This is a genomic window from Novosphingobium sp. 1529, assembly GCF_040544855.1.
GTDB classification, from domain to species: domain Bacteria; phylum Pseudomonadota; class Alphaproteobacteria; order Sphingomonadales; family Sphingomonadaceae; genus Novosphingobium; species Novosphingobium capsulatum.
Window position 1 is genome coordinate 635,503 of the sequence record NZ_JBEPKW010000001.1, and the last position, 13,653, is coordinate 649,155.

Here is a 13,653-nt window from a genome sequence, read left to right on the forward strand (position 1 = left end):
GATCATGATTGCCAGGCCCATCGCCGCGCTCGCCCTGCTTGGGGCACCCCTGCTGATGGCGGCCAGTCCGCCTGCGGCTGGCGACGGGAATGGCAACTGGGCGGCCGGCTGGTTCAGCGCGCCGTTCGCGCCGATTGCCGGCCAGCCGGGCGGCACCCCGGCGATCTTTGCCAACCAGACGGTGCGCCAGATCCTGCGCGTGGACACCGCTGGCAATGCCATCCGCCTCAAGCTGACCAACGAGCTGGGCATCGCTCCGGTGCGGATCGCCGGGGTGCACGTGGCGCTGGTCGATGCAGACGGACGCCTGGTGCCGGGCAGCGACCGCGCGGTAACCTTTGCCGGCGGCGCGGAAGCCTGGATTCCAACCGGCGCGCCGCTGCTCAGCGATGCCGTGCCGCTGCCAATCGAGGCGCTGCAACACCTGGCGATCTCGGTCTATTACAAGGACAGCGCGATGCCCGCCGCGCATCATGGCGATCTGGTGGTGGCGCCCGGCGAGCAACTGGCGGCTGCGTCCATGGCCGGCGCTCGCCCGCTGCGCGGCCCGGCGGTGGTGTCGCAAGTGGAAGTGGCGCGGCCCCAGCGCGGCCCGGTGATCGTGGCGTTCGGGGATTCGATCACCGAAGGCGCCGCCTCCACCCCCGGCAAGGACATGAGCTGGCCCCAACAGTTCGCCAAGCGGCTTGCCGCCGATACGCGCTATCGCGGATGGAGCGTAGTCAATGCGGGGATGAGTGGCAACCGCCTGTTGCACGAAGGCTTTGGCCTGCCCGCCCTGGCGCGGCTGGACCGCGACGCCCTGGCGGTCAGCGGGGTCACGCATATCGTGCTGCTGGAAGGCATCAACGACATCGGGTGGTGGAACAAGCCCGACAGCGACGTGACCGCCGCGCAGGTGATCGAGGCCTATCGCCAGATCGTGACCCGCGCCCATGCGCGCGGGGTGAAAGTGATCGGCGCGACGATCCTGCCCTACAAGGGCGCGGTCTATTTCACGCCGGAGGGCGAGGCGATGCGCCAGGCGGTGAACGCCTTCATCCACACCGGCGGGCTGTTCGACGGAGTGATCGATTTCGAGAAGGCGGCGGCCGATCCCGCCGACCCGGCGCGGATCAATCCCCGTCTGGAGCCGGGCGACCATCTCCACCCCAACGATGCCGGCTATGCCGCCCTGGCGGCCGCCGTTTCGCCCAGCCTGTTCGAAGCGCCCCGTCGCTGATGCCGCGAACCGCCCGCGTACTCAACCAGCGTCGCGGGCGGTCCAGCGATAGTGGCCGGAGCCGAGCGTGATGGCCTGGCCGGCCTCCTCGCGCGCGAAACCGAGCACGCCCGGCACGCGCGCCGGGGCCAGGCCCTGTTCGCGCCAGTCGCTGGCGGGCAGCCCCGGCAAGACCAGCCGCGCCTGGCGCCCCGGCGGCACGGAAACGGTCACGGCGAGGTGGCCTGCCTCGCGTCGCCAGGCGCAGGACAGAACGCCCTCGCGCAGGCGATAGCTGGCCTCGGCCGCCGGGATATCGGCCGGCATCTGCGGCGCGAGGCGCAAGGCCGCGTCCCCGCCTCGCGCGTGATCGATGTCCAGCCCGCCCAGGCGCCGATAGAACCAGTCCTCGGCATGGCCGAGCATGAAATGGTTGAGCGACTTGGTGGGATTGGCGTCCCACGCCTCGGTCAGCGCGGTGGCCCCGCGCGCCAGTTGCAGGGCATAGCCGGGGCGATCGCGCACCCGCAGCATGGCCAGGATCACATCGTCACGCCCGGCCGCAGCCAGCGCCTCCAGCACGTAGCGATAGCCGATGTCCCCGGCGGTAACGCCATTGCCTTCGCGCCGAATCGCCGCGATCAGCCGGTCGAGCGCCGCGGCACGCTGCGCCTGGGGCACCAGGCCGAGCGCCAGCGGCATGGCTTGCGCCGTCTGGCTGCCCCGTTCGTAGCGGCCGGTGGCGGGATCGAGAAAGCGCGCGTTGAAATGCTGCGTAACCTGCACCGCCAGCGCGGCGTAATCCGCAACCGCCCCGATCCGCGCGGCGATCTTGGCCATCGTCTGCAAGCAGGCAATATAAGTGGCCGTGCCGACCAGCGCGCGCGAGGTCAGTTGCGCCTCGCCCGGATCGTTGGGGCCGACATCGTACCAATCGCCCATGCCGAAATCGACGATGCCATCCCGCGCCCGCTGCGCAAGATAGGCGCAATAGCGTTGCGCCGCCGGCCAGGCCGCCACCAGCACGGTGGCGTCGCCGCAAAAGCGATAGGCCGCCCAGGGTGCCAGCACCGCCGCCGCGCCCCATTCGGGGGAATTGCGCCAGACCTGGTCCTGCCCCTGCTCGTCCTGGAAGGCGACATATTCCGGCGCGATGCCCGGCACCATGCCATTGGCCTGCTGCGCCTCGGCGATGTCGTGCACCAACTTGTCATAAAGCGGCGCGGCATCGCGGTTGTAGAGCACGGTGGGCGCGTTGAGATAGGTCTGTTCCAGCCAGCCCAGCTTTTCGCGGTGCGGGCAATCGGTGAGGACCGAAACCATGTTGCTGGTCACGGCCTGGTCGATCAGCCCATGGATGGCGTTGAGCAAGGGATCATCGGCCTGGAACCGGCCGACGCGCGCAAGATCGGCGTGGAGCACCACGCCTTCGACCGCATGGATCGCGGCGCGCAGCAGGCCGCGCAATTCCAGCCAGCGAAAGCCGTGATAGCTGAACAGCGGCTCGAACGCTTCGACCCCGCTCCCGGTGCTGACGTGGGTAAACGCCACGCGGTTGCCCGGCCCGGCGTTGAAGCTGCGCTGGCTGACCCGGCCCTGTTCGTCCAGCGTCTCGCCCGGCAGGATGGTCAGCGAGGCACCGGCCGGCGCCTCGATCATCAGGCGGGGCCGACCGGCGAAGTTGACGCCGAAATCGACCAGCAGCACATCGGGCGCCACGGCCGTGATCGCCACCGGCTCCAGAGTGCGCGCGGCGACCACCGGCGGCACCAGCCCGGCGCGGAGCATCCCGCCCGGCCCCGGCACGGCCACTACCGGCTGCCAGTCGCGATCGTCGTAGCCAGGTTCCATCCAAGCGGGCGGCACCAGGCGCGCGTCCCAGTCCTCGCCGCCATAGATCGAGGAAAAGCGGATCGGCCCTTCCCGCCAACGCCATTGCCCATCGCTGGCAATGTGCTCGATCCGGCCATCGGCATGCTCGATGGTCATCGCCAGAATCGCCTTGGGCCGGCCGAAGCTGTCGAGGAACTTGGTGTAGCGGCCCTCCTTGGCCTCTACATTGTACATGCCGTTGCCCAGCATCAGCGCCAGGACATTGTCGCCAGCGTGCAGCAGGGCCGTGACATCGTGCGTGTCATAAAGCGCGCGGCGGCGGTAGTTGGTCCACCCCGGCGTCAGCGCCGCATACCCCACGGCCTGCCCGTTGATCGCCAGGCGATATTGGCCCAAGCCGCAGACCGACAGCACGGCCCGGCGCGGCGGCGACGCCAGGCGCAAGGGCCGACGCAGGATCGGCAGCGGCCGGGCGGGCACCATGGCTGGGCTCGCCTGCCCCTGACGGTGCGGCGGTAGAACCGGGTCGGGCTCCGCCGCGATCCAGCGGTCGGGCCAGCGCGCCAGCTCGAGCACCCCGGTGAGGAACGCGGCGGGCGCGCTCCAGGCGCCCGGCCGCCCCGCCGCATCGAATATGCGGACCGCCCACCAATAGCGGCGGTGGCTGTCGAGCGCCAAGTCCGCTGTCGGCACCACCAGAGTCTGCCCGCCGGCGGCGGGCGATCCGGCCCAGCGGGCGCCCTGGCCAGCAGCCACGCGGGCGCGATCGGTGCCGCCGATCAGTTCGAACCCGCGCTGCACCAGGCCGCGCGCGCTTGGATCGCGCGCGGCAAGGCCCCAGGAAAAGCGCGGACGCAGCAGGTCGAGCCCCGCGGGCTCGGCCACCCCTTCCACGCGCAAGTCTTGCGCCAGCAGATCACCCGGTGGCAGAGAATGCGCCCTGCCGGCGCCGGCCACCAGTGGCGTCGCGCCGATCGCGGCCAGCGCGGTGCGACGGTCCAGCCTCATTAGACCGGAATGTCCACAAGTGGCTTAGCCACGATCCGGACCGGACCGGCCAGGCCCGCCGGCAGCAGCGGCGCATCGCGGGCCGGCAGCCAGTCCTTGGTGCCGCGCAGCTTGGGATAGACCCAGGCAACCCGCTCCGCTTCGGGCAAGACGCGATCGCCCACCAGGCGGTTGTGCCAGGTGTTGGTGACGGTGATGGCGATCGTGTTGCATCCCGGCCGCAAGAATGCGGTGATGTCCAGCCGGAAGGGTGCAATCCAGCGCCGGCCGGCCAAGCGCCCGTTGACCGCGACTTCGGCCATGGCATGCACTGCGCCCAGATCGAGCATCAGGCGGATATCGCGCACCAGCAGGTGGCGCGGCAGGTCGATCTGCGTGGCATAGGTGCCCGATCCGGCATGGAAGCGCACGCGATCGGGGGCAAGGTCGCTCCACAGCGCGGGCTGCTTCAGCGTCAGCCGCTCGGGCGGGGCGCGCCAGCCGGCAAAGCTGAGCGTCCAGGGCTGGTCGAGTTCGATTGCCGGGGTCATGGCCGGCGCCACCGGTGCCAGGCGGCGCCCGTCGCTGCGCAGCAGCCGAGCTTCTCCAGCCCCGGCCATGACCAGTCGCTCACCGCGCCATTCCAGGCTTTGCCCGGCCGCGAGATGGGCCTGTGCGAGATGCGGTGCCACGCCGCCGTCGCTCAGAGCGATGAACCGGCTTTCCCCCGGCGCCAGGCGCAGCGGCAGGACCGTGCGCCTGGCGACATTCCGCCAGGCGGGTGCCGGCAGGCGCTGCCCTTCCAGCGCATCCCACAGCGCCACGGCGCGCGCGGTCACGCGCAAGGATACTTCGGTATCGAGCGCGGCACCGCCGGTGTTGGCTAGGAAATAGACATCGACCCCCGCCTCGCGGCGATGAGTCCATTCGAGCCCCGCCGCATCGCTCGCCAGAAGATCGCCCGCGATCCCCAGGCTGGCCAGCACATGCGCAGGGCTTTGCCCCCAGACCACGCGCCCGGCGCCCAGCCGGGTTTCGCCCTGACGTCCGTCATCCGGCCAGAGCCGGCGGCACTGTGCAACGAACGCCGCGGGATCGGCCTCTCGCCCGACGGCACCAAGCGGCGGCGGTGCCAGCACCGTGGCGCCCGCCCGCACCAGGCGTTCGAGTGCGGCGAGGAAGCCGCTGGAATAGCGCGCTCCCGCGCGCAGCACGAGCAGGCGATAGCGCATGCCGCCGGGCAGTACGATCGCGCCCTGCTCCACCCGCGCCAGGCGCACCAGCGCATCGCGGTTGATCGAGTCATAGGCCACGCCGGCCGGCAATGGCGCGTCCAACTGGTGCGGCAAGAGCGCGCGGTTGGGAATGTCTTCCCCGGTGAACACCGCCACGTCGCTCACTGGCAGGCCGCGTTGTAACACCGCCTGGCAGCGGCGCAGGTAATCGAACCAGCCGCGCGCCTGGCTCCACCAGGTCTGGGTGCGGCTGAACATCGTGCCGATACCGTTGAGCGTCAGCCCCGGCGCGCGATCGAGAAACGGCTGCGCGGTATAGACGTGCAGCATGAAGCGGTTGATGCCCCGGCAATAGTGCCGATCGCCCAAGGGCTTGAGCATCGCGGGGTGCTCGTCCCAGAGAATGTCGTTCTCGGTGAAGCTTTCCGTGGCAATGATCCGCTTGCCATAGATGCGCCCGCCCGAAACCGCATCGGCCACATCGGTCGGCTTGTCGTTGCGCGGCGTGCGCAGCCAGAATTCGCCCATCGGCACATCGGTCGCCTCTGCCCAGCGCAAGCCGTCCACGGCATAGGTCGGGCTGGCCGGCTCCCCGCTGAAGCGGCAGCCGCGTGCATGGGCCAGGCGCGCGATGGTTTCGAAGAACGCGCTTTGCGTAAGATCGGCCACGGTCTGCCGGAAATCGTGCAGTATCGCCTCGCTCTGCTCTGCGCTGCCGACCGGCACGCCGGCCAGCACCGGCAGCCAGACGCGCAGGGCATAGCCGCGCAAGGCCTGGAACCGGGCAGGAAAATCCGCCGTCCAGTTTTGCCCGCTGGCTTCCCAGCTATCGACATGCACCGTGTTCAACACTTTGCCCGCGCGCGCCGGGCCGATGCGATCGAGCGCGGCGCCGAACCAGCGATCGAACTGCATGGTCACTGCCGCCGCGTTGAAGCGATCGACTTCCAGCCCCTGCGCACCCCCGGCGGCGGAGTTCTCGCGGCCATTGCTGGTGTGGCCCAGGCGCAGGATGCGCCAGCGGCCGGGCGGTGGAGTCCAGTCGAGCGTGCCATCGGCCGCCAGCCTGTCGGTCAGGTCGAGCACCTTGGCCGGATCGACGCAGACCGCATCGGGCACGTCGCGCGCATCGGTGCGGCGGCTGATCGACCATTGCGCCGCCGTCTTGCCCACGATCTGGTGGATTTCCGGCCGGGACGAAAGCTCCAGGCTGAACAGGCGCAGGCGCACGTCCTGCCCGAAATCGTAATTCTCGAAATAGGGGCCGGGCGCCTGCGGCTCGTGCACGAAGCGGAACACGCGCGCGGTGGTTTCGGGCAAGGCGTGGGTCAGCGTGGTCAGGTCGGTCTGCCAGCCATGCTGGGGATATTCCAGCCGGCCAACGGGACGGAACGTGACGCCATCCTCGCTTGCTTCCACGCGCAGCGCATTGGCCGCGCGATAGACGCCGGGGGAATAGCCCCAGGGCGACGGCGTGCGCACGGTGACTGAGCGCAGCGTGAACGGCTGGTCGAAAGCCACGTCGATCTGGCCGGCCTGGGTGGTGTCGAACACGTCCTGGTCGTTGCCGGGATCGAGCAGGCGCGCGAGCGGTGGCCCGGCCAGCGGCAAGGTGGTGGAAACGCGCGGATGGCGCCGTGCGCTCGTCTCGTCCAGCGCTTCCGGCCAGGGAAATGCCAGCACCGCCACGTCGCGATACCAGTTGCGCCGCATCGGCGGGGTGGCCAGGCGGATCGCGCCCTGCCCGGCCGTGGCGCGCGTGTCGGACCAGGTCAGCACCTGCATCGACAGGTCGGGCGTGATCCAGGGGCCGCTCGCCGTAGCCCAGCCATCGCAGATGTTGAGCGACAGCGTAATCCCCAGCCGCTCCGCCTCGGCCACGGCGTGATCGATCAGGCCCCACCATTGCGGCGTGAGTGCATCGGCCGGCGGATCGACCAGCGGCGGCTTGGCCGAGGCGCCAATGGCAAAGACCATCGCCGTGGTGATGCCGTTGGCGTGCATGCCTTCAAGATCGGCCGTGATCCCGGCCGCGCTGACTGCGCCATCGAGCCAGTACCAGTAGACACCCGGTCCGGCCTCGGGCGGAGGGCGGTCGAATGCCTCGCCCCAGGCGCTCGCTTGCGGATCGACCGTCGCGGCGTGGCCGGTGCCAGGCGCGGTGCCCGTGCACAACAGTGCCGCCGATCCGCCCAGCAGGGCCGAGCGGCGATCCACCATCAGGCCCGGAAATACAGCATCGAAGTCACGCTTGGACGGCATGGCAGGCCTTTGTCTGGGCCGCGCATCGGGCCGGCCGGATGCCAGCCTGCCCGATGCGCGGAGGCATCACAACTTGAAGCGAACCCCGAAGATGATCTGGCGATCGTCGATTTGGGTTTCGTGCGGCCGGGTATCCATGTTGTTGTAATAGGACCGGCGGATCACGCGCGTCAGGTTGTTGCCTTCCAGGCTGATCGTGACGTTGGGCGTCACGTCATAGCTGAGCGAAGCGGCCAGCCAGCCATAGCCGCGGCGGAAGCTCGGCTGCCCCACCCCGTTGAACAGATAGGTGCTGTCGAAGTAGGTGCTGCGCCAGTTGTAGGCGACGCGGGCCGAAACGCCGTACTTCTCGTACATCCCCACCAGGTTGTAGGTGTGCTTCGACAAGCCCTGGAGCGGGGTGGTCTGGCCGACGATCGAAGAGGTCGTCTTGCTGTCCACGTAGGTATAGTTCGCCTGGATCCCCAGGCCCGACAGCGCGCCGGGCAGGAAATCGAAGAACTGCTGATACCCCACTTCGGCGCCCTTGATCTCCCCGCCCTGGTTGTTGTCCGGGCGGCTGATCGTATAGGTGATGCCGTCGTAGACCTCGACCGAGGGATTGACCGAGATGAAGTTGCGCACCTTCTTGTAGAACAGCGCACCATAGATCGAGCTGCCGCGCGCGAAGTAGTATTCCAGCGACGCGTCGAGCTGGTCGGCCTTGAGCGGCTTGAGGTAGGGATTGCCGGCCGACCCGTTCTGCTGCACCGAATTGAGCGTCAGCGACGGCGAAAGATCGCTGAAGTTCGGGCGGGTGACGACCTTGGACGCGGCCAGACGCAGCTTGAGCTTGTCGGTCAGGTTGAAGCGGATGTTGGCCGAAGGCAGGAAGTCGTCGTAGCTGGAATTGACCTGGATCGGCCCGACGCCGCCGCCCGAAAGCGTGCGGTTGCCGTTGAGCGCGGTCTGGGTGTGGACATAGCGCAACCCGACATTGCCATCGACCAGCCCGCTGGGCGAGCCGAAGCGCGCCATGGCATAGAGCGCGGTGGTCTTTTCGCTGACGCGATAGAACGCCAGCGGCCCGTTCACCGGATCGGTGGCGTCAAAGCCCAGCGCGGTCTGCACTTCGCTCAGATGATCGCGCAGCAGCGGCACGGGAATGACCAGGTAGTTAGACAGCAGCGGCGTACCGCGCGAAGACTTGCTGAAGAAATCGCTGGCCGGGTTGGCAGCCAGGATCGAGGGCGCAGCGGTGCCGGGCGCGCCGCTGAACAGGAAGAAGCTGGTCTGGTTGGATTGCGCCGTGCGGTTGCCGTAGCGGAAGCCGACGTCGATCGACTTGAGGAAGCCGCTGTCCACCGCATAGGACGCATCCAGCGTGCCGGCGAACTGGTCCGCCTTGTTCTGCGTGCCCTGGTAGAGCAGGAACTGGAAGTTGGTGTTCGACTGGCTCAGCAGGTCATAGCCATTGGCGCTCGAACCCGGCACGAACGCGGTGTTGTCCACCGAGAAGCGCGGGATCGTGGCGCCGGTGAAGCCGCTGTTGAACACCACGCTGCCGGTGGCCTTGGTATAGCTGATGTCGGTGGACACGGTCAGCTTGTCGTTGGTCCACTTGCCGCCCCCGGCAAACTGGGTCATCCGGTCGCGCGTGTCATAGGCATAAGACAGTACGGTGAGCGGGGCGTTGAGATAGGTCGCCTTGGTCACGTCGCCATTGGCGGCCACCGTCGCGCCCGGCTCTGCGGTCAAGCCACCCAGGCCAACTGAAGCGCCGTAGTTGTCGTTGAGGTTGTTGAAGCGCGCGTACTGGCCTTCGAAATAGATTTCGAGGTTGGGCGTGGGCTTCCACTGCAAGGTGCCGCTGATGCCCAGGCGGCGGCGATCGCCATAGGGCGTCACGTCATAGGCGCCGTTGGGAGCGACCACCGTCTGGCCGGGCACGATCGTGGTGCTGCTGGCCGGGGTGCCGGTGGAAATCAGGTCTGAGCGGAACTTGCGCTCCTGGTACGACACGCTGACCAGCGCGCCGATCTCACCCGCGCCGGTGTCCCAGCGATCGGCGATCAGGCCCGAGACGGCCGGGGTCAGTTCCTTGGCCAGGTCGGAATAGATGCCGCGGATGTTGCCGGCCACGGTCAGGCCCTTGAAATCGAGCGGCCGGCGCGTGCGCAAGTCAATCAGGCCACCCAGGCCACCTTCGATCTGGTTGGCCGAGGGCGACTTGTAGACATCCAGCCCGGCGAGCAGTTCGGCCGGAATATCCTGGAGGTTGAGGCCACGGGCGCCTTGCGCGGTGAAGATCTCGCGGCCGTTGAGCGTGGTGTTCACTTGGGCCAGGCCGCGCACGTAGACGGTCGACCCTTCGCCATAGTCGCGCTCGATCTGCACGCCCGTCACGCGCTGCAGCGCATCGGTGGTGTTCTGGTCGGGCAGCTTGCCGATATCCTCGGCCACGATCGAATCCACGATCTGGCTGGCATTGGCCTTGCGATCCTGCGCGCTGCGCAAGCTGGCGCGGACCCCGCTGACGACGATGGCGTCGGCAACGGTTTCATCCTTGGCGTCAGTCGTCGCCTTGGCCGCTGCCGGCGCGGTCTGCGCCAGGGCGGAGCCCGCCGGCATGACCAGGGCACCGAGCGCGGCGGTGCAGAGATAGGCTCCCACGTTCTTCATTGCTAAACCTCCCCATTATCCCAAACTTGTGTCAGCTTGTGGTGTGCAAGTGCCCCGTCACGTCTTGTTCGGGGGCGAAAACTCGATGCGCAGCGCATAGGGCATGTCGGCCTTGGCGCCGGTGGCCGGCAGCGTGACATGCAGGCCATCCTTCTCCTGGCGCCAGGCGAGCGGCGCAGTGCTGCCGAGCAGATGCACGGCCTTGACCGGCGGCGCATAGGGATTGCCGGCATAGAGCACGCCGATGCGCACCGTGCCGTCGGCCGGATGGGCCAGACCCAGCGCGTAGAGCCGCCCGTCGCGCGTGGTGAAGCGGATGTCGGCCGGGGTATAGGTGGGATCGCCCCCTTCCTTGAGCGAGCCGACCGCGTTGCGCGTGGGTCCTTCCCCGAACATCACCCACGGCCGCGTGCCGTAGATCGCCTCGCCATTGACCGACAGCCAGCCGCCGATTTCGTCGAGCACCCTGGCCGCTTCGGCCGGGATCGTGCCATCGGCCTTGGGCCCGACGTTGAGCAGCAGGTTGCCGTTCTTCGAAACGACATCGGCCAGCGTCGCCACCAGGCTGGCAGCGGTGCGATACTTGTCGTTCTCGACATAGCCCCAACTGTTGATGCTGACCGAGGTATCGGTCTGCCAGGGCAGCAGGCGCAGCGCATCGAGCCGGCCGCGCTCGATATCGAACAGCGCCGAACCAGCGGGAAACGCCTCTTCCTTATAGGCCAGCACCGGGCCGACCCCGCGCCGTGCCGCGCTGTCATAGTAATAGGCGGCAAGACGCTGCAAGTAAGGCGCGAAGGCGGGCTGGTTGATCCACCAGTCGAGATAGACGAATTCAGGATTGTACTTCTCGATCACTTCGCCCGTGCGCGCGAGCCAATCGTCAAGAAAGGCCTTGGACGGCGGGTTCCACTGTTCGAGATGGTTGGGATCGGGCTCCGCGCTGGCATCGCTGCCCGGCAGGGTGCGCGGCGAGGCCGGACCATAGAGATCGGCATAGGCCGGGTTCCACACGTCGCTGCCGGCAGGCGCCTGGCCATACCACCACCAGTGTTCGGCGCGGTGTGAAGACAGGCCGAAATGCAGGTTGGCGGCGCGGGCGGCCTTGGCAATCTCGCCCACCACGTCGCGCTGCGGCCCCATCGCCACGGCATTCCAGCGGTTGATCGCCGAGCCGTACATCGAGAAGCCGTCGCAATGCTCGGCCACCGGCACGACGTAGCGCGCGCCGGCACGCTTGAACAAGGCCATCCACGCCGCCGGATCGAAGCGCTGGCCGCGGAACTGGGGAATGAAGTCCTTGTAGCCGGCGACGGATTGATCGCCATAGGTCGCGCGCTGGTGCACGAAATCGGCGTGGACCGGCACATACATGTTGCGCGAGTACCATTCGCTGCCCGAGGCCGGCACCGCATAGACGCCCCAATGGACGAATATCCCGAACTTGGCGTCGCGGTACCATTCCGGCACGCGATAGTTGGCCAGAGAGGACCAGTCCGCCTTGAACCGCCCCCCGGCGACCTCACGATCCATCCGGGCGATCTGCGCGGCGGCAGCCTTGGGATCGGACGAGATGCCGGGCTGCGCACCGGCGGGTGCGGCCAGGGCTGTCCCTCCAGCAAGAGCGCAGGCCAGCATGATGCAAGACAGGCTTTTCATGGCCGCAGCCATATCCTCAATCCTTTCGTCGCCCCTCTGCGAGGGCTGTAGACTATGTGGCAGATTGTTCGTATATGAACAAGATGTTTTTTAACAAACACACTTTGGTGCGTTGCCAATCGTTACGGAACGCTCGCGGCAAAGGCCCGGTTGAGCGTGGAAACCAGCGATTCCGCAGGCATTTGGCGCGCAATGGCGGCCAGGATCAGGCCCGAGGCCTCGTCCTGGAACGGCATGTAGCCGGCGTGGCGCGGGCGAATCCACGCGTGGTCCAGCGTGGCACGAGTCGCGCGGTAGAAGTCGCTGGTGGCAGCATTGGTCGGTATGTCGGCCCAGGCCTGGGCGTGGGCCGGTTGCCCGCCATTTGCCGCAACGATACCGGTCTGCACTGGGCCACTGGCGAGCCAGCGGGCAAAGGCCATGGCGCCCTCCGGATCGCGGCCGAGGCGCGAGACGGCAATGCCGGTGCCGCCCAGCACCGAACCGCGCGGCGCGCTGACCTGCCATGGAGCCAGGTCGGCGAACGCCAGCCGCACTGGCCGAAACCCGTCCTGCGCATAACTGACATAGCCATAGATCAAAGGCGCGGCGACCAGCGGCGAATCCGCGCGGGCCATCGCTTCGAGCACGGCGATCGGATCGCTTTCGGCCGCGCCTGGGGCAGCGCGTTCGGCCAAGGCGTAAAGCCGCTTCACCGCGACGGCCGCCGCATCGGGAAACAGCACGCGCGGCGCCGGGCACAGCTCCAGGCCCATCAGGCCGCACAAGGTCATCAGGCTCATCAGGCTGTGCGGCGCGCGCAGCGGCAGGCCGATGCCGCCAGCCTCCGCGTGGCGCAGCACGCTGCCCCAATCGCGCAGCGGAGTGGGCAGGCGACCAGGCACCCAGGCCTGGACCTGTGCCGCCGCGTCGATCGGCAGCGCCCATTGCCGGCCATCCCAGGCATAGCTTTCATACGATCCGCCAACGCTGCCGGCCGCAGCATCGGCATCGCCGCCCGCGAACGGCAGCAGCGCGCCCGACTGCGCGGCAATGCCGACGTGGGGATGATCGATCACCACCAGGTCATAGGCGCGGGCAAGGTCTTCCACCGGATGGGTTTCGAACGCCTGGAGCGAGCGCCGCTCCCACTCGATCGCCGTTCCGGTGAGCCGCGCCCACTCGCGCGAAGCGGCCACCAGCGGCTCGTAACCGCGCGGGTGATCCCACGTCATGCCCTTCAAGGTCGTCTCGCTCATCCCATCCTCCTTCTTGCCTGCGCGGCGAACAACACCGGTTGACTCCGGGATCATCACAGCTTAGCAATAATATAAATCATATAAAAATACTATTGCAGATTTTTCGGAGAGGTATCTGCGATGATCATCGAACAGTTTTTCGAAGACTATGTTCTTGGATCGGAACGGCGAAGTTTTGGCCGAACTATTACCGAGACCGATTTCGTCGTGCATGCAGGCCACACCGGAGACTTTTTTCCGCATCACATGGATGCGGATTGGTGCGCCACGCAGGAGATTGGCCAGCGCATCGCCCACGGCACGCTGGTGTTCAGCATCGGCATCGGCCTCACCGCAACGGTGATCAACCGGCGCGCCATGTCCTATGGCTATGATCGCCTGCGCTTCATCCGCCCGGTGCACATCGGCGACACGATCACCACGATCACCCGCATTGCCGACAAGCGCGACCATCCCAAGCGGACCGCCCAGGGCGTGGTGACCGAGACGGTGGACATCCGCAACCAGCGCGAGGAAACCGTGCTCGCCTGCGAGCATCTCTACCTGGTCGATCGCCGTTCGGCGGCGGCCTGACGCA

At 67.8% G+C, this 13,653-nt stretch carries 7 protein-coding genes; 2 read left to right on the forward strand and 5 right to left on the reverse strand.

Going from position 1 to position 13,653, the window contains the following annotated elements:
- The first annotated feature begins 4 nt into the window (after window positions 1-4).
- Window positions 5-1,222, forward strand: coding sequence for an SGNH/GDSL hydrolase family protein (locus ABIC78_RS02850; RefSeq protein ID WP_354487713.1), 1,218 nt, complete (start codon window positions 5-7; stop codon window positions 1,220-1,222).
- Window positions 1,223-1,243: 21 nt separating this feature from the next.
- Here the strand turns inward: ABIC78_RS02850 and ABIC78_RS02855 are convergent, their stop codons facing one another.
- The 5 genes from ABIC78_RS02855 to ABIC78_RS02875 form a co-directional block, all read right to left on the reverse strand.
- A complete protein-coding gene (locus tag ABIC78_RS02855; protein ID WP_354487715.1) occupies window positions 1,244-4,042 on the reverse strand; it encodes a family 78 glycoside hydrolase catalytic domain in 2,799 nt (932 codons plus the stop codon).
- The gene (locus ABIC78_RS02860) at window positions 4,042-7,518 is read right to left on the reverse strand and encodes a glycosyl hydrolase (RefSeq protein WP_354487717.1); all 3,477 of its coding nucleotides are present in this window, start codon (window positions 7,516-7,518) and stop codon (window positions 4,042-4,044) included. Before ABIC78_RS02860 ends, ABIC78_RS02855 begins: the two co-directional genes overlap by 1 nt.
- Window positions 7,519-7,584: 66 nt before the next feature.
- Window positions 7,585-10,179 carry a TonB-dependent receptor gene (locus ABIC78_RS02865; RefSeq protein ID WP_054130438.1) on the reverse strand — a complete coding sequence of 865 codons (2,595 nt, stop codon included), beginning with the start codon at window positions 10,177-10,179 and terminating at the stop codon, window positions 7,585-7,587.
- Between the two features lie 57 nt (window positions 10,180-10,236).
- The gene (locus ABIC78_RS02870; protein WP_354487719.1) at window positions 10,237-11,838 is read right to left on the reverse strand and encodes an alpha-L-fucosidase; all 1,602 of its coding nucleotides are present in this window, start codon (window positions 11,836-11,838) and stop codon (window positions 10,237-10,239) included.
- Window positions 11,839-11,960: 122 nt separating this feature from the next.
- Window positions 11,961-13,076, reverse strand: a complete 1,116-nt coding sequence (locus ABIC78_RS02875; protein ID WP_354487721.1) for a type 2 periplasmic-binding domain-containing protein — start codon at window positions 13,074-13,076, stop codon at window positions 11,961-11,963.
- 120 nt (window positions 13,077-13,196) lie between these two features.
- Here ABIC78_RS02875 and ABIC78_RS02880 point away from each other — a divergent pair, with 120 nt between their 5' ends.
- Window positions 13,197-13,649: a MaoC family dehydratase gene (locus ABIC78_RS02880; protein ID WP_354487723.1), complete on the forward strand. Its 453-nt coding sequence runs from the start codon at window positions 13,197-13,199 to the stop codon at window positions 13,647-13,649.
- Window positions 13,650-13,653 lie beyond the last annotated feature (4 nt).